17 protein-coding genes are annotated in these 15207 nt (G+C 62.0%); 9 read left to right on the plus strand and 8 right to left on the minus strand.

Annotated features, from left to right (window positions below):
• Nucleotides 1-31 precede the first annotated feature (31 nt).
• Entirely contained in the window at nucleotides 32-1606 is a 1575-nt protein-coding gene (locus KCX59_RS14945) for an aminopeptidase P family protein (RefSeq protein ID WP_179017104.1), read from the plus strand.
• 162 nt (nucleotides 1607-1768) lie between these two features.
• Here the strand turns inward: KCX59_RS14945 and KCX59_RS14950 are convergent, their stop codons facing one another.
• Entirely contained in the window at nucleotides 1769-2593 is an 825-nt protein-coding gene (locus KCX59_RS14950) for a general stress protein (RefSeq protein WP_179017103.1), read from the minus strand.
• 76 nt (nucleotides 2594-2669) lie between these two features.
• On the opposite strand from KCX59_RS14950, the gene KCX59_RS14955 reads away from it, so the two are divergent.
• The 3 genes from KCX59_RS14955 to KCX59_RS14965 are packed head-to-tail and all read left to right on the plus strand — an operon-like array spanning nucleotide 2670 to nucleotide 5797.
• The gene (locus tag KCX59_RS14955; RefSeq protein ID WP_011775428.1) at nucleotides 2670-3953 is read left to right on the plus strand and encodes a magnesium transporter MgtE N-terminal domain-containing protein; all 1284 of its coding nucleotides are present in this window, start codon (nucleotides 2670-2672) and stop codon (nucleotides 3951-3953) included.
• Nucleotides 3934-4665, plus strand: coding sequence for a DUF1003 domain-containing protein (locus tag KCX59_RS14960; RefSeq protein ID WP_178997001.1), 732 nt, complete (start codon nucleotides 3934-3936; stop codon nucleotides 4663-4665). Before KCX59_RS14955 ends, KCX59_RS14960 begins: the two co-directional genes overlap by 20 nt.
• A gap of 4 nt (nucleotides 4666-4669) precedes the next feature.
• Nucleotides 4670-5797 (plus strand): Mrp/NBP35 family ATP-binding protein, encoded by a 1128-nt coding sequence (locus tag KCX59_RS14965; protein ID WP_179017102.1) that lies wholly within the window; start codon nucleotides 4670-4672, stop codon nucleotides 5795-5797.
• 54 nt (nucleotides 5798-5851) lie between these two features.
• On the opposite strand, the gene KCX59_RS14970 is transcribed toward KCX59_RS14965, so the two are convergent.
• The 3 genes from KCX59_RS14970 to sigE are packed head-to-tail and all read right to left on the minus strand — an operon-like array spanning nucleotide 5852 to nucleotide 7815.
• Nucleotides 5852-6238: a Sec-independent protein translocase TatB gene (locus tag KCX59_RS14970; RefSeq protein WP_091468745.1), complete on the minus strand. Its 387-nt coding sequence runs from the start codon at nucleotides 6236-6238 to the stop codon at nucleotides 5852-5854.
• Nucleotides 6239-6269: 31 nt separating this feature from the next.
• Complete coding sequence (locus KCX59_RS14975) at nucleotides 6270-7184, minus strand: hypothetical protein (protein ID WP_256871367.1); 915 nt, start codon at nucleotides 7182-7184, stop codon at nucleotides 6270-6272.
• 7 nt (nucleotides 7185-7191) lie between these two features.
• Complete coding sequence (sigE, locus tag KCX59_RS14980) at nucleotides 7192-7815, minus strand: RNA polymerase sigma factor SigE (RefSeq protein WP_178997002.1); 624 nt, start codon at nucleotides 7813-7815, stop codon at nucleotides 7192-7194.
• A 237-nt stretch (nucleotides 7816-8052) separates the two neighbouring features.
• On the opposite strand from sigE, the gene KCX59_RS14985 reads away from it, so the two are divergent.
• The gene (locus tag KCX59_RS14985; protein ID WP_017198612.1) at nucleotides 8053-8685 is read left to right on the plus strand and encodes an O-methyltransferase; all 633 of its coding nucleotides are present in this window, start codon (nucleotides 8053-8055) and stop codon (nucleotides 8683-8685) included.
• 111 nt (nucleotides 8686-8796) lie between these two features.
• On the opposite strand, the gene KCX59_RS14990 is transcribed toward KCX59_RS14985, so the two are convergent.
• From KCX59_RS14990 to KCX59_RS15005, 4 genes are all read right to left on the minus strand, one after another.
• Nucleotides 8797-8964, minus strand: coding sequence for a DUF3117 domain-containing protein (locus KCX59_RS14990; RefSeq protein WP_009357720.1), 168 nt, complete (start codon nucleotides 8962-8964; stop codon nucleotides 8797-8799).
• Between the two features lie 226 nt (nucleotides 8965-9190).
• Entirely contained in the window at nucleotides 9191-10396 is a 1206-nt protein-coding gene (locus KCX59_RS14995) for a glycosyltransferase family 39 protein (protein ID WP_179017254.1), read from the minus strand.
• Between the two features lie 104 nt (nucleotides 10397-10500).
• Nucleotides 10501-10842 carry a DivIVA domain-containing protein gene (locus tag KCX59_RS15000; RefSeq protein ID WP_178997003.1) on the minus strand — a complete coding sequence of 114 codons (342 nt, stop codon included), beginning with the start codon at nucleotides 10840-10842 and terminating at the stop codon, nucleotides 10501-10503.
• A gap of 18 nt (nucleotides 10843-10860) precedes the next feature.
• Entirely contained in the window at nucleotides 10861-11700 is an 840-nt protein-coding gene (locus KCX59_RS15005) for a TIGR00730 family Rossman fold protein (RefSeq protein ID WP_178997004.1), read from the minus strand.
• A 163-nt stretch (nucleotides 11701-11863) separates the two neighbouring features.
• On the opposite strand from KCX59_RS15005, the gene KCX59_RS15010 reads away from it, so the two are divergent.
• From KCX59_RS15010 to KCX59_RS15025, 4 genes are all read left to right on the plus strand, one after another.
• Complete coding sequence (locus KCX59_RS15010; RefSeq protein ID WP_011775438.1) at nucleotides 11864-12619, plus strand: amino acid ABC transporter ATP-binding protein; 756 nt, start codon at nucleotides 11864-11866, stop codon at nucleotides 12617-12619.
• Nucleotides 12620-12674: 55 nt separating this feature from the next.
• Nucleotides 12675-13553, plus strand: coding sequence for a glutamate ABC transporter substrate-binding protein (locus tag KCX59_RS15015; RefSeq protein ID WP_178997005.1), 879 nt, complete (start codon nucleotides 12675-12677; stop codon nucleotides 13551-13553).
• Between the two features lie 92 nt (nucleotides 13554-13645).
• Entirely contained in the window at nucleotides 13646-14296 is a 651-nt protein-coding gene (locus tag KCX59_RS15020) for an amino acid ABC transporter permease (protein WP_011775440.1), read from the plus strand.
• Nucleotides 14293-15159: an amino acid ABC transporter permease gene (locus KCX59_RS15025; RefSeq protein WP_091468754.1), complete on the plus strand. Its 867-nt coding sequence runs from the start codon at nucleotides 14293-14295 to the stop codon at nucleotides 15157-15159. The genes KCX59_RS15020 and KCX59_RS15025 overlap by 4 nt, the downstream gene beginning before the upstream one ends.
• Nucleotides 15160-15207 lie beyond the last annotated feature (48 nt).

Below are 15207 nucleotides of genomic sequence, written 5' to 3' on the forward strand. Positions count from 1 at the left end.
CTCCTCACGTAACTGGTGGGACGATGTAACGGTGAACGATGCCGAAAACACCCAGAACTCGTCCTCCCAGCCACTGCAAGAGCGTGTCAACAACCGCTCGCAAAGGCCCACATCCGATGCCTTCAAGGCATTCATGGCAAGCAATTGGGCGCCCGCCCCGCAGGTGACCCCTGCGCGTGACGCCGTTGCAGACCACGCCGCGCGCCGCCGTCGTACTATCTCCGAACTGTTCAAGGGCGAACGGCTCGTCGTCCCGGCCGGTCCATTGAAGGTCCGTTCCAACGACTGCGACTACCGCTTCCGCCCGCATTCCGGCTTCGCCCACCTCACGGGTCTGGGCCTCGACCACGAGCCCGACGCCGTGCTGATCCTTGAGCCTGTTGCTGAAGGAAAGGGCGACGACGGCGGTCACCACACTGCCACCCTCTACTTCCGTCCGTTGGCCGGCCGGGATACAGAGCAGTTCTACGCGGACTCGCGCGCCGGCGAATTCTGGATCGGTGCGCGTCCCACACTGGCCGAATTCGAAGCCCGCCTCGGCCTCCCCGCCGCGCACATCTCCGAGCTAGAGATGGCCATCACCAAGAACGTGGGCGCCCCGGAAATCGGCGGCATCTCCATTCGCCTGGTCCGCAAGGTGGACGAGAACATTGATGCGCTGGTTGACACCGCCCGCTACAACACGGCCAAAGACCCCGAGAACCTTGACCTCGGCGAACTCGACGCCCTGGATGAGAAGCTCAGCGAAGCATTGTCCGAGCTGCGCCTCATCAAGGACGAGTGGGAAATCGAGCAGATGAAGATCGCTGTGGCGGCAACCGTGGAAGGCTTCGCCGACGTGGTCCGGGCCCTCCCGCGCGCGCTGACCCACAAGCGCGGCGAACGTGTAGTTGAGGGCGCTTTCTTTGCCCGGGCCCGCGAGGAAGGCAACGAACTCGGTTACGACACCATTGCTGCGTCCGGCAACAACGCCACCGTGCTGCACTGGAACCGCAACTCCGGAACCGTCAATGCGGGCGAACTCCTTCTCCTCGATGCCGGTGTGGAGGCAGACTCCCTCTACACAGCGGACATCACCCGCACACTGCCGGCTACGGGGACGTTCACCGATGTCCAGCGCAAAGTCTATGAGGCCGTGCTCGACGCCGCCGATGCCGGTTTTGCTGCTGCCCAGCCGGGCGTGAGGTTCCGGGATATCCACACCGCTGCAACCACGGTGCTGGCCGAACGCCTCGCCGAGTGGGGTCTGTTGCCTGTTTCCGTGGAGGAAGCCATCAGCCCGGAGGGCCAGCAGCACCGCCGCTGGATGCCGCACGGCACCAGCCACCACCTTGGCCTGGATGTCCACGACTGCGCGCAGGCAAAGCGCGAGCTCTACCTCGATGGCATCCTCACCGAGGGCATGGTTTTCACCATCGAACCCGGGCTCTACTTCAAGAATGAAGACCTCGCCATTCCCGAGGAGTACCGCGGGATCGGCGTCCGCATCGAAGACGACATCCTCATGACCGCAGACGGCCCCCTGAACCTCAGCGCAGCGTTGCCGCGCAAGGCCGATGACGTCGAGTCCTGGATGGCCGGCATCTACCAGGAAGCCCAAGGCTAAGCGCACGCCGTTGGACAGACACAGGCAGTTGGGCTGACACAGGCAGTTGAGCCAAACAAAGGGAAGGCCACCGGAGATCCGGTGGCCTTCCCTTTGTGCTTTGCGGAGGCGGGTGCATTGCGGAGGCTTGTGCTTTGCGGAAGCTGGTGCCTGCGGAGGCGACTACTGCTTGGGCGAACCCTCGGCGCTGGAGTGCTCTCCGTCTTCCTGCGGCGCGTTCCGTGTCGGGTCCTGGCTGTCGGTCACCCGGACACCGTACTGCGGGCGACCGTCCGGGAGGTCCGGGTAACGGACGGCTGCCGGCGCCGGGTTCGGAGCCGGCTGGGTCTCCGGCGCAGCTGCGCCCTGTCCCTCCGGAGCCGTTGAACCATTGGCCTCAGGACCACGCTGGCCGTAGGGGTCGTTCCAGGTGGAAGGCCGCTCAGGAGCCTGGCCCGGCTGCTGGAATGGCGCATTCGGCTGGTTGTAGTTGGCCTGCGGCGCGGCTGCCTGCGCCGGGTTCATCGGCAGCTGGTGAAGCAAACGGCGGGCCTCGTGGGCTGCCTCTACAGCGACGATGACGTCGTAGTTGGTGGCCACCACCTGGCTGGTTGAGGTGAAGTCACGCTTCCCGCGCTGCATGGCATAGGTGACGATGCCGAACAGCATGAAGAAAGCAGCACCCATGAGCACGGAAGTGATGATGGAGAACGGTCCCCCGGCGGGAGTAAAGAAGGACAGCATGACGCCGACGAAGAGGCCGAACCACATGCCGCTCAAGGCACCGGACAATGCCACCCTCGGGTAGCTCAGGCGGCCTGTTACCCGTTCCACCATTTTGAGGTCGTTGCCCACGATCGACACCAGCTGTACTGGGAACTGCTGGTCTGCGAGGTAGTCCACCGCCTTCTGGGCATCCAAATACGAGGTGTACGAGCCTACGGTGTCACCCTGGGGGACACTGCGGGATTCCTCAACGGCTTTGGGAGCACCAAAAATGTTTGACATAGCCCCATTGTGTCTCATGGACATGTGTAGCGGCTGTAATTCAGCTAAAAGAGAGCAGACTCGGTAGCCTGTAAACATGAGCACACATCCCTCACGCGTCTTTGTCGCGCGCTTGCTCGGCTTGGACGTCTTCGACCCCCTGGGCGATCGTCTGGGCCGGTTGCGCGACGTCGTGGTGCTCTCCCGCGGCACCCGTGGTGCGCCCCATGTGGTGGGCATCGTGGTTGAAGTTCCGGGCAAGAAGCGGGTTTTTGTTCCCATGACGCGCATCACGTCCATAGACCAGACGCAAATCATTTGCACCGGCCTGGTCAACCTGCGCCGCTTCGAGCAGCGCGGCGCCGAAACACTGGTGGTTGCTGAGATGTTCGACCGCCGCGTGACGCTGGCCGATGGCAGTGGCGACGCCACGATCGAAGACATCGCCATGGACCAGCACAGGTCCAAAGACTGGTTTGTCAGCAAGCTCTTCGTCCGCCGTGGGCACTCCCTGTCCCCCTTTGGCAGGCTTCGCCGCAACGAGACCCTTATCATCGATTGGGCCGATGCGCAGACCGGCGCCCACAACGAGCCCCAGGCTGCCACGCAGTTCGTTGCCACGCACGAAGACCTTAAACCTGCCGACTTCGCTGAGGCCCTCCAGGAAATGAGCGACAAGCGACGTTTCGAGGTGGCCAGTGAGCTTCAGGACGAGCGCCTCGCCGATGTCCTCCAGGAACTCCCGGAAGACGACCAGGTGGAGATCCTCTCAGCGTTGGATGTGGAACGCGCCGCTGACGTCCTCGAAGAAATGGATCCGGACGACGCCGCCGACCTCTTGGCCGAGCTGCCTTCCGCCCAGGCGGAAGAGCTGCTTCAACTCATGGAACCCCAGGAAGCCGAGGACGTCCGCCGTCTCCTGGAATACGACGAAGACACCGCCGGTGGCCTCATGACTCCGGTTCCGGTCATCCTGCCGCCGGAAGCAACCGTGGCCGAGGCCCTGGCACACGTTCGCCGCGAGGAGCTCTCGCCTGCACTGGCCTCATCCATTTTTATCGCCCGCCCTCCCTTGGAGACGCCGACAGGCCGTTTCCTGGGGGTGGTGCACATACAGCAGCTGCTGCGCTTCCCACCGCCGGAACCGCTGGGCAACCTCGTGGATAAGAACCTCGAGCCGCTCTCGGACCAAGCCCACATCAGCGAGGTGGCCCGCACCCTGGCCACGTACAACCTGAACTCGCTTCCAGTCGTTGACGACGACGGCCGCCTTGTGGGGGCGGTGACTGTTGATGACGTGCTGGATCACCTGTTGCCGGATGACTGGCGCGCCCATGAGGACGACGCCCCTATAAGGAAACTTGGAGGCCGCATTGGCTGATAACAACGCCGCCCGATCCCCCAAGTCCGCAGGACGCTCGAGCAGCAGCCTTGACACGCCCCTGAGCGGTCGCCAACGCATCCTGCCCAAGTTCTCCCCGAACCCGGACGCGTTCGGAAACGCAACGGAGGGCTTCGCCCGGTTCATGGGCACGCCGACGTTCCTCGTCTACATGACGGTGTTCTGCGTCTTCTGGCTTGCCTGGAACACCTTCGCGCCCACGGACTGGCAGTTCGACCGCGTGGAGCTGGGCTTCACCCTGCTGACCCTGATGTTGTCCCTTCAGGCTTCCTATGCGGCACCGCTCCTGCTGCTCGCCCAAAACCGGCAGGATGACCGCGACCGTGTCTCGCTCCAGCAGGACCGCCAGCGTGCCGAACGCAATCTCTCCGACACCGAATACCTGACCCGGGAACTGGCGTCACTGCGCATCGCCTTGCGCGAAGTAGCCACCCGTGACTACGTCCGCACCGAGCTTCGAAGCCTTCTGGAAGACATCATCGACGCCCAGGAGGAACTCCGTGAGAGCGAAGGCGCCACTGATGGCACGGAATCGTCTGGTGAAAAGGTCAAGGAGAAGCTGAAGGAGAAGCGCGACAAATCGCGTGGGCCCCGCACACAGCAGATTCCGAAGGTCCGCCCGCCGCGGGCCGCAGGTCCACAACATTCCACCGGCAAGCCATCGCCTGAAAATCCCGAAAGCCGAGCCTGAACGAATGAGCATCGCATCTGCCGAGGCGCTGCATGCTGCCTTGGCCACCGTCATTGATCCCGAGCTCCGGCGCCCCATCACGGAACTGGGAATGGTCGAATCGGTGTCGGCCGATGATGACGGCGCAGTACACGTCGCAGTTCTGCTGACCATCGCCGGTTGCCCCCTGCGCGAGACCATCACCAAGGACGCCACCGACGCCCTGATCCGGGTGGAAGGCGTCACGGGCGTAGATGTTGAACTGAAGGTCATGACCCAGGCCCAGCGGGAAGCCCTCAAGGAACAACTCCGCGGGCCCGGTGGACAGCGTGGCATACCCTTCACCAAGCTTGGCTCCCTGACCAAGGTGTACGCCGTAGCCAGCGGAAAAGGCGGTGTTGGCAAGTCATCCGTCACCGTCAACCTGGCGTGTGCCCTTGCCGCCCAAGGCCTCCGGGTTGGCATCGTGGACGCCGATGTGCACGGCTTCTCCGTGCCCGCCCTGATGGGGATCGACCAGAAACCCACGCAGGTAGACGACATGATCCTGCCGCCTGTCGCCTACGGCGTGAAGGTCATCTCCATCGGCATGTTCGTTGCAGGCAACCAGCCGGTGGCTTGGCGCGGTCCCATGCTGCACCGGGCCCTGGAGCAATTCCTCACCGACGTCTACTTCGGTGACCTCGATGCGCTCTTCCTGGACCTGCCCCCGGGCACGGGTGACATCGCCATTTCCGTGGCGCAGCTCCTGCCCAACGCAGAAATTTTGGTTGTCACCACACCGCAGGCAGCTGCTGCCGATGTCGCAGAACGAGCCGGTACCATCGCCACCCAGACGGGGCAGAAAGTGGCCGGCGTCATCGAGAACATGTCCTACCTGGAAATGCCCGACGGCGGACGTATGGAACTGTTCGGAAGTGGCGGAGGTGCCATCCTGGCTGAGCGGTTGAGCGCTGCCGTGGGCAGCGACGTTCCGCTCCTCGGGCAGATTCCCTTGGACATCCGTTTGCGGGAGGGCGGCGACGCCGGAAAACCCGTGGTCCTTGCAGCACCTGAAACGGCTGCCGCAAAGGCGATGGAAGGTATTGCTTCCGCCTTGGCCACGCGACCCCGCGGGCTGTCCGGCATGTCCTTGGGAATCCAGCCGCGCTAGGCCGGCGTCCTTTACGCGGAGCCGGCACCCACAACGGGCTTCAGCTGCTTCGAATCAGGTCGCTTCGGTATCGAACGGGGCGGCTTCGCCCTCGGCGAGCCGCTCAATGACCCGCACAGGCGCCTTGGGCTTGGTATCTACTGCAGTGGCAGCAGCTGCCGGAGCTCCAGCGCTGACAGGCTTGGTGTCGTCATCCAGGAGCGCGTCCTTGATGATTCGACGGGGATCGTACTGGCGGGGATCATACTTCTTCCAGTCGACCTCATCGATGTCGATGCCGACTTCTTCTTTGATCTGCTCGCGGGCGCCGGAAGCCATTCGACGGACTTCCTTGACCAGGTTGGCGAGCTTTTGAGTGTATTCGGGCAAACGGCTGGGACCGATGACGAGTACGCCGATAATCAGAAGGAGTATGAACTCCGGGCCGTTGATTCCAAGCACGCTACGAAGATTACCTTGTCTGTGGTGCCGCTCATAAACCGGCGGGACGGAGTAGGGTCTGAAGGCCGCGAAGCAGCCTCTGGTACCAGGCTTCCGGATCTTCGTTGGCGGACATTAACGCCATGGACTCCCCGGCCCGGACGATTTCAGGGACGGCGTCGTCCGCGCTGTCCGCCGGGAGGTCGGAGGCATAGCTGATGACTGCGGCGGGCATGGTGTAGACAGCCTTCCACGGGGTTCCCTGTGTGACAGAAAGCTGCGCAGACGTAGACCGTCCAGTGCCGGATCGATCCGCCGGCAAATGCTCCTCCACGATGGTGGCGTAGTGACCATTGCTTTCGAGCCTGATCTCCACAGCCGGATTCCCGTTATGCATGGTGGCCTGGGCGGACACGACGTGGAAGCCCATTCCGGATAGTTCGGGACACGCCCACCCGTCTCCACGCAGTGACTCCAACTGGGCAGTGCTCAAGCTGACCTTGCTGCCGGCCTGAAACGCGGGTCCAACCATGGCTTCTGCGGGGTTACCCGTCCAAGCACCGGCAAGGGGGCCAACATCGCTGGTTCCCCCGAGGGCCTGTGGTCTTTCATCGCCGGCAATCACATAGGCGGACAGCGCCAAGGCTCCTGCGCTCACCGCCAAGGTGCCGGCAGCAATGCCCGCAATGCCAAGGCCGCGCAATCGACGGTTCGGATATTGCGGTGTTGAGTACATTGGTGCCGGTTCGTTGGCCAAGCGTTCCGTGTGCTGAATTAATCGCGCCGCAAGATCCTGGCTGGCTTCGGGCACGGCTGCCCCACGGAGGCGTTCAAGGTACTGCCGTTCCCTGCGGAGCGCGCTCCGGCAGTCCGGGCAGTCCTCCAGGTGTTCGGAGCTGCGCGTATGGCGAAGCGCGGCCAATTTGCGCCGGGACAGGGCTCCCGGACGAAGTGAACGTCGAGGCATCGACTACCTAAAGAATGCTGGCGATGCGGGGCATCTTCAGCCGCGGCTTGCGGGCCTCCGCCGGTCTGGGGTCACGGTGGGCAAGCTTCTCGCGCAGCATGGTCCGGCCGCGGTGGATACGGGACCTGACGGTTCCGAGCTTCACACCGAGCGCCTCCGCCACTTCGTCATAGGAAAGGCCCTCAAGGTCGCATAGCACGACAGCGGCGCGGAAGTCCGGCGGGAGTTCTTCCAAGGCCCTTTGGACATCAAGGTCAAGGTTATTGTGCTCGAAGCTCTGCTCCGGGCCTGGCTCGCGGCCGGGCAAGCGGGATTCGGCATCCTCGGCAAGCGCGTCGAAGCGGATCCGGCTCTTGCGCCGGGCCTGGTCCAGGAACAGGTTGGTGGTAATGCGGTGCAACCAGCCGTCCAGGGTTCCCGGTTTGAAGTTTTCCAGGGACCGGAAAACCCTGACGAAGACCTCCTGGGTGAGGTCTTCGGCGTCGAACTTGTTGCCGGTCAGGCGATAGGCGAGCCGATATACCTTGGCGGAGTGATTCGAAACCACTTCCTCCCAGCTGGGCATGACCCAATCAGTAACGGCCTCAACGCTTCCCGATGTTTGGACTGGCGCAGCATGCGATGCCGGCATCGTCCACTCCCCTCAAACTGTGGTTCACCGAGTCTTCGGCGCCGCCCACCTCATGGATGACCAGAGCATTATCATCCCAAGTTTGTCTGGGAATTTCCTGACTGACAGAGGATTTTCCCGCGAGGCTGAAATCGGCCGTGGACACAGGTGCGGGGAGGCTTCCCTGCGACGGGTTTACGGGGGCGGACACAGTAGTCTTGGTACAAACACCCCTACCCGCGGAAAGCGAACCCCTTCATGAGTGCCGACAAGTCAAGCAGCTGGTCCTACGCAGAAGATCTGCCGGCTGAGGATGACGTATTGTTGCGTGCCCGGGAGCGGTCATTCGAACTTGGTGTTACGCCCATCAGTCCCGGCGTGGGCGCCGTGCTGACCGTACTCGCTGCCGCTTCCAAAGCGCAGACAGTGGTGGAAGTCGGCTCAGGTGCCGGGGTATCCGGGGTTTGCCTGCTGCGTGGATTGAGTCCGCACGCGGTGCTGACCACTATCGATGTGGACGTCGAACACCTCAAGGCGGCCAGGGAAGCGTTCTTGGAATCGGGGAGCCCGGCCAACCGCACCCGTACCATCTCGGGCCGCGCAGCCGACGTGTTGCCGCGCCTGACCGACTCTGCCTACGACCTCGTCTTCATCGACGCCGACAAGCCCAACTTCCCCAAGTATGTAGAACAGGCAATCCGCCTCCTGAAATCCGGCGGCACCCTGGTCATCAACGATGCGTTGGACAAAGACCGCGTCTCCAATCCCGCAGCTCGGGATGCCACCACGGTGGTTCTGCGTCAGATCGGCAAGGCCATTCGCGACGACGAGCGGCTGGCTTCGGCGATGCTGCCCACCGGCGATGGACTTCTGGTGGCCGTCAAGAAGTAGGGCGGTTCAACAAACCCGGGACCAGAACCGGTAGCAAGAGCTTAAACAAAAGCAGGGCCCCGGCTCTGAAATGCTCGCCGGGCCCTGCTTTGTAACTCTAGTCAAAAATGCCTATTCAGTGACGCCTACGAGGCATTCCTTGAGGTTGGCCGCTTCCGCGGCATTGAGCTCGACAACAAGTCGTCCTCCGCCTTCGAGCGGCACACGCATGATCAAGCTGCGTCCCTCTTTGGTAACTTCCATAGGGCCGTCGCCGGTACGTGGTTTCATAGCCGCCATTAGGAAAATCCCCTCCATTTGTCCCAAGTCACGCCAACCCGGCCGGGCTGGTTCCGCGTCGCAATTGCAGCCGGCGGCACCGCTTGGGAGGCCGCCTTCGCCGGGCACTTTTCGGTGCTTTGTCCTTGCTCTTAGTCCATTATCCCGTAATTACCCGTCCGTAGCGAATCAAACGCCTATTTGTCCGGGCTTTGTACATACTCGCCTTGCCCGGCAAAGGTCCACGTCAGGGCGGGTAGTCTCCGCCCCCGGGGAGCGGGGCCCACGCCCACAGCCACACCACCCAGACGATCTGGAGGAGGACGAACATCAGCACGACGGTCCCCCGGTACGCCTTGGACTTGGACAGCAACGCCACCCCCAGCGCCAGCGGAAAAAGGGGCAGCAGCATTCTGAATGTACTGGTCTGCGGATGCAGGAAAACCAGCAGGTACCCCATGTAGCAGGCGCACCAGAGCCTTAACTCGGTTCCGAGCGCCCGAACGGGCTTTGACACCATGACCAGCACGAAAAGTGCCGTGAAGACGAAGGGGGCCAGCACACCCAGCACCGGACCGAACAGCATCCTGCCCGTATCGAACCATGGCTTGAAAGGCACAAGATCGTGCCCCCGCCAGGCTGTTTCGGTACGTGTGTAGGCCGTTAGTTCACCGGTAGTGGCCCACGCAATCGCCGGCCACGCCAGAGCCCCGGCTCCCGCTGCCAACATCAAAGCCGCCAGCGACAACAGGCTGCGCACCGGCGTCGGCCCGTCGTCGTTGGGAGCTGAAGCCGGAGCTGGAGCCGGCCTGGATGGCCCGAAGTGCTGCCATAAACGCCACAGCAACAGCAACCCCACCATGGCTGCAAAAGGAACCCCCGTGGGCCTGGAAAGGCACATCAGGAGCACTACGGGAATAGCTGCCAGGTACTGGCGCCGAACTACCAGCAGTAAGGAACCCGACAACAACAACAGATTCAGCGACTCGGCATAAGGGACTTGAAGAATAGGTGATACCGGGAAAGTAGAGACGAAGATGACGCCCCACAGGGCGGCCCGCCTCCCTGCGAACTCGCGGAAAAGCTTGTAGATCACCAAAGCAGCGCCCACACCCGCCAGCATCGCGATGATCGTGAGCGAAGGCAGGGTTCCTATCCCGGTGACCACCGAGAGACCCCTTCCGAGGAAAGGAAAGAGCGCGTAGAACGCCCAGGCGTTTTGCTGCACCACGCCGTTCGCGTCCAGGGGAAGGACCGAGGGGTATCCCTTGTCAGCAGCTTCCTGGTACCAGCGCCCATCCCAGATGGTGATGAAGTTCCAGTAGTCAGGAGCCGGCGGGAACCAGGGATTCGTTCCCTGGTGAATGGCGGCCGCCATGAAGATGCAGGCGCTGACCAGCCTGGCAGCCACAAAGACCAAGGAAACCTGTACCCACCACGGCCATCCGGCCATTCTGGCGCCCGCGGCTGACAGCCCCAGGGAAAGCCGCACTGTGGGTCCTTGCTGCATCGGTGTCTTTGGGGCAGCAGTTCCCTTTGGCGCGGGGACCCGGGAACTCACTGCCCGGTCCGGCCGGTTTCATCGTCCTGGAGGCGCGGCTGGACCAAGGCGCCAAGCCGTTCGATCTCGCGATCCTTTGCCTGCAGCTGGTCCCTCAGCTCATCCAAAACCTGGTCGACCTGATCCATGCGATACCCGCGAAGCCCCAAGGCAAAGCGCAAGGAGTCGACGTCGGAGGGCTTGGCATCCTCCGACAGCAGAACAGCGGGCAAGTTGGGGACCGGTTGGTCAAGTCCCGAACCGATCGAGCGCCCCCGTACGATCCCGGCGCCGAGGTACAGCGCCGCGCCGATGAGGACTATCGCGAGAAAAACCAGGAAAAAGCTCACAGGGTCCATGGTGCCAGAAACAGCCGCCTATTCCGGGCGCTGGTTGCCATTGGTGGTAGGGGGTAGCGGTGCACCGTGCAGGACCCGGTGCACGGCATCGGCGGGGTCATCCACCAGCTGGATCAAGTCAAGGTCCTTCTCGGAAACCATGCCTTCTGCCACCAGGGTGTCCTTGATCCACTCGATCATGGGTCCCCAGAACCGAATACCGAGCAGCACGATAGGGAACGACGTCACTTTGCGGGTTTGGACAAGCACCATGGCCTCGAACAACTCATCGAGGGTGCCGAGTCCTCCGGGAAGCACCACAAAGCCCTGCGCGTACTTGACGAACATGGTTTTGCGGGCGAAAAAATACCGGAAGTTGATGCCCAGGTCCACCCACTGGTTGAGTCCTTGCTCGAAAGGCAGTTCGATGCCCAGGCCCACGGAGACTCCGTTGCCTTCCACGGCGCCCTTATTGGCGGCTTCCATCGATCCGGGTCCGCCACCGGTGATCACGGCAACTCCGGCTTCAGCGAGCTTGCGTCCTACATCGACGGCCATCTCGTAGTACTCGGTTCCCGGTTTGGTTCGTGCCGATCCGAACACGCTGACGGCAGGCCCCAGGTCGGCCAGGGCTCCGAAGCCCTCCACGAATTCGCTTTGGATCCTCAGGACACGCCAAGGATCGGTGTGGATGAACTGCCCGGCACCGCTGGTATCCAACAAATGCTGGTCCGACATCCCCGTATCCGCTTGTTTGCGACGGAGCTCGAGGGAGCCTTTGTGCTTGGCGGGAGCGATCTCCGAGGGGAGTGGCACATGGGTGCCCGTGACGCGACCGTTGGCATCCGGGTGGGGAACTGGGTGCTGGCTGATGCTCATTGCCCAAGGCTAGCGCGTACGAAGGCCTGCTCCGTCGCTGCGACCCGCTTCTTGCATTGCAGTCTGGTATATCGCTGTGGGGCAGGTTTCTGTTCAGTCACGATCTTCAGGAAGTTGCCGTGACCGTGGTCATATTTTCTTCTTTGTTCGCTAGATTCGTCGTATGACTACTCAAGCGTCCGGCGATGCCCTCGTCTCACTGAACGGCGTCAATAAGCACTACGGTCAATTGCATGTCCTCAAAGACATCAACCTCCAGGTTCAGAAGGGTGAAGTCGTGGTGGTCATCGGGCCTTCCGGTTCCGGTAAATCCACTCTCTGCCGCGCGATCAACCGTTTGGAAACGATCGACGACGGCGATATCGCCATCGACGGGAAGAAGCTTCCCGAAGAAGGCAAGGACCTCGCGCACTTGCGTGCCGACGTCGGCATGGTCTTCCAGTCCTTCAACCTGTTCGCCCACAAGACGATTCTTGAGAACGTCACGCTGGGCCCCATCAAGGTTAAGAAGGTGGCCAAGGGCACGGCTGACAAGGAGGCCATGGCCCTCCTTGAGCGCGTAGGCGTCGGGCACCAAGCCCCGAAGCTTCCCGCCCAGCTCTCCGGCGGCCAGCAGCAGCGTGTGGCCATTGCCCGCGCTCTCGCCATGAAGCCGAAGGTAATGCTGTTCGACGAGCCCACGTCCGCGTTGGACCCCGAGATGATCAACGAAGTACTGGACGTCATGATCCAGCTGGCCAAGGAAGGCATGACCATGATCGTGGTCACCCACGAGATGGGCTTCGCCCGCAAGGCCGCTGACCGAGTGGTGTTCATGGCTGACGGTCAGATCGTGGAAGACGCAACTCCCGAGGAATTCTTCACCAACCCGAAGAGCACCCGTGCCAAGGACTTCTTGTCCAAGCTCTTGACCCACTAGCTCCTTACCGCCAGCACCCCCGGCCGTAAGGCGGCCACCCAATGAAAGGAACATCATGAAGTCTCTTATTACCCGGAGGAAGTCACTCCTGGTGGCCGCATCGGCTGCGCTTGCTCTCTCCCTGAGCGCTTGCGGCGGCGGCAGCAGCACCACCACTCCCCCCGTTGCCTCGGCGAGCTTCGAAGCCGGCACCACCATGGAGAAGCTGAACAAGGCCGGGACGATCAAGATCGGTACCAAGTTCGACCAGCCGTTGTTCGGCCAGAAGGGCCTGGACGGCAAGCCTGTCGGTTTCGACGTCGAAATGGGCAAGGCAATCGCCGCCAAGCTTGGAATTCAGGCTGACAAGATCGAGTGGGTAGAAACTGTCTCCCAGAACCGTGAGTCGTTCATCGAGCAGGGTCGCGTCGATCTCGTCATCGCCACGTACACCATCAACGATGCCCGTAAGGAAAAGGTCGCCTTCGCCGGACCGTACTACGAAGCAGGCCAGGCGCTGTTGGTGAACAAGGACGACACCTCCATCACCAAGCCCGAAGATGTCGCCGGCAAGAAGGTCTGCTCCGTCACGGGTTCCACCCCGGCCAAGACCATCGCCGAGAAGTACGGCGCTGAGGTAGTCCCTGCGGCCACCTACACCGCTTGCCTGGAGCCGCTTCGCAACAAGCAGGTTGTCGCCGTCACCACTGACAACGTCATCCTCGCCGGCTATGTGGACAAGGAACCGGACGCCTTCAAGCTCGCCTCGGATGAAACCTTCACCAAGGAGCCTTACGGCATCGGCCTGAAGAAGGACGACACCGTTTTCCGCAACTGGATCAATGACCAGCTTGAGGGATTCGCCAAGGACGACACCTACAAGAAGGCTTGGGAAGCCACTGCAGGCAAGGTCATCAAGACCGCTCCTGAACTTCCTACGATCAACCGCTACTAGTCGGGACCCGTCAACTGCCGCCGCCCACCCGGACGGCGGCAGTTGACGAATCCAGGACCCTGTTCCCTGATTAGCTGCAGCCAAAGGAAGCCATGGACGCCGTCATAGCAAGCCTCCCCGAGTATTGGGACGGATTTCTCCGAACCCTTTATCTCTCCGTAATTTCAGGAATCATTGCCCTCATTGTCGGCACACTCCTGGCAGCCATGAGGGTTTCCCCCGTGGCAGCACTTCGCGGTTTCAGCATGTTCTATGTTGAAGTGGCGCGTAACACCCCCCTCACCATCATTTTCTTCTTCGCCGCCATTGTTCTGCCGCGGTTGGGCGTTAAGTTTGAACAATTCGAAGTCGCGGCCATCATCGCGTTGAGCAGTTACACAGCGGCCTTCATCGCCGAAGCCGTCCGTTCCGGCGTCAACAGCGTGCCTGTGGGCCAAGCAGAAGCTGCCCGCAGCGTCGGCATGACCTTCACCCAGGTGTTGGGCTTCATCGTCCTCCCCCAAGCCGTGCGCACCGTCATACCTCCGTTGATCAACATCCTGATCGCATTGGTCAAGAACTCCTCGGTGGCCGGCGCGTTCTTCGTCCTGGAGCTTTTCGGCTACGGCCGCCAGCTCTCCAACGACTACGGCAACCAAGTCCTCTGGATCCTCCTCGGGGTGGCTTTCTTCTACCTCCTGATCACAGTTCCGCTGGGACTTCTGGCGCACTTTGTTGAACGAAAGGTGGCGATTGCCCGATGACATCGGTCCTGTACGACGTCCCCGGGCCCAAGGCCCGCCTCTATTCGCTCCTGGGCTCCGCCGCTGGAATCCTGATCATCCTTGGCATCCTCGCCATTGCTGTCGTAACGCTGGCACAGCAGGGCATTTTCGACGCCGATCGTTGGGAGATTTTCTACGGTCCCATGGCTCCGGACGTCTGGAACCTGATCGGCCAAGGCATTCTCTCCACCTTGGCCGCAGCCGCCGTGGCAGCCGTGATCGCCTTCCCCCTGGGCATCGCGCTCTGCCTGCTGCGTATCTCCCTGATTCCTTGGATCCGGATTCCCACGCAGGTAGTGCTTGAGTTCCTCCGCGGCATGCCCGTGGTCCTCATGATGTTGTTTGTCCTGCTGGTTTTCGCCACGGGTCAGTTCCAAGCCGTGGTTGTTGGCCTGGTTCTCTACAACGCCGCCATCTTTGCTGAGATCCTGCGTGCAGGCATCCAGTCCCTCCCCAAGGGACAACGCGAGGCTGGTCTGGCCATCGGCCTCCGAAGCTTCCAATCACGGATGTCCATCGAGTTCCCCCAGGCTGTTCGCCGGATGCTTCCGTCTTTGGTGGCCCAGCTGGTAGTTCTGCTCAAGGACACCTCGCTCGGCTACATCGTGGGCTACGAGGAACTCCTGCGGAAGATCCAGATCATGGCCGACTTCCTGGGTCCGGACTTCCTGTTCCCCGCGTTCTTCGTGGGCGCTGCGATCTACATCCTGATTAACCTGACGGTGTCGCGGATTGCCATCATGATTGAGCGCCGCGGTTCCAAGAAGGCCGCCGGCGGCATGGCCTCGGCCATCAAGACGGTGGATCTCGAAGTCAACGTACCGGGTACCGATAAGAAGTAGCTCTGTAGCAAATAAGAAGGTCCGCAGCCACGGTGACCAGTTCACCAG

The organism is Paenarthrobacter nitroguajacolicus (assembly GCF_051027655.1).
Lineage (GTDB): Bacteria > Actinomycetota > Actinomycetes > Actinomycetales > Micrococcaceae > Arthrobacter > Arthrobacter nitroguajacolicus.

What these genes read in the sequence shown, in the direction of transcription:
- KCX59_RS14950 (WP_179017103.1), bottom strand. Translation starts at nt 2,593, where the DNA reads ATGTCAAACATTTTTGGTGCTCCCAAAGCCGTTGAGGAATCCCGCAGT.
- KCX59_RS14955 (WP_011775428.1), top strand. Translation starts at nt 2,670, where the DNA reads ATGAGCACACATCCCTCACGCGTCTTTGTCGCGCGCTTGCTCGGCTTG.
- KCX59_RS14965 (WP_179017102.1), top strand. Translation starts at nt 4,670, where the DNA reads ATGAGCATCGCATCTGCCGAGGCGCTGCATGCTGCCTTGGCCACCGTC.
- KCX59_RS14975 (WP_256871367.1), bottom strand. Translation starts at nt 7,184, where the DNA reads ATGCCTCGACGTTCACTTCGTCCGGGAGCCCTGTCCCGGCGCAAATTG.
- sigE (WP_178997002.1), bottom strand. Translation starts at nt 7,815, where the DNA reads ATGCCGGCATCGCATGCTGCGCCAGTCCAAACATCGGGAAGCGTTGAG.
- KCX59_RS14985 (WP_017198612.1), top strand. Translation starts at nt 8,053, where the DNA reads ATGAGTGCCGACAAGTCAAGCAGCTGGTCCTACGCAGAAGATCTGCCG.
- KCX59_RS14990 (WP_009357720.1), bottom strand. Translation starts at nt 8,964, where the DNA reads ATGGCGGCTATGAAACCACGTACCGGCGACGGCCCTATGGAAGTTACC.
- KCX59_RS14995 (WP_179017254.1), bottom strand. Translation starts at nt 10,396, where the DNA reads ATGGCCGGATGGCCGTGGTGGGTACAGGTTTCCTTGGTCTTTGTGGCT.
- KCX59_RS15000 (WP_178997003.1), bottom strand. Translation starts at nt 10,842, where the DNA reads ATGGACCCTGTGAGCTTTTTCCTGGTTTTTCTCGCGATAGTCCTCATC.
- KCX59_RS15005 (WP_178997004.1), bottom strand. Translation starts at nt 11,700, where the DNA reads ATGAGCATCAGCCAGCACCCAGTTCCCCACCCGGATGCCAACGGTCGC.
- KCX59_RS15010 (WP_011775438.1), top strand. Translation starts at nt 11,864, where the DNA reads ATGACTACTCAAGCGTCCGGCGATGCCCTCGTCTCACTGAACGGCGTC.
- KCX59_RS15015 (WP_178997005.1), top strand. Translation starts at nt 12,675, where the DNA reads ATGAAGTCTCTTATTACCCGGAGGAAGTCACTCCTGGTGGCCGCATCG.
- KCX59_RS15020 (WP_011775440.1), top strand. Translation starts at nt 13,646, where the DNA reads ATGGACGCCGTCATAGCAAGCCTCCCCGAGTATTGGGACGGATTTCTC.
- KCX59_RS15025 (WP_091468754.1), top strand. Translation starts at nt 14,293, where the DNA reads ATGACATCGGTCCTGTACGACGTCCCCGGGCCCAAGGCCCGCCTCTAT.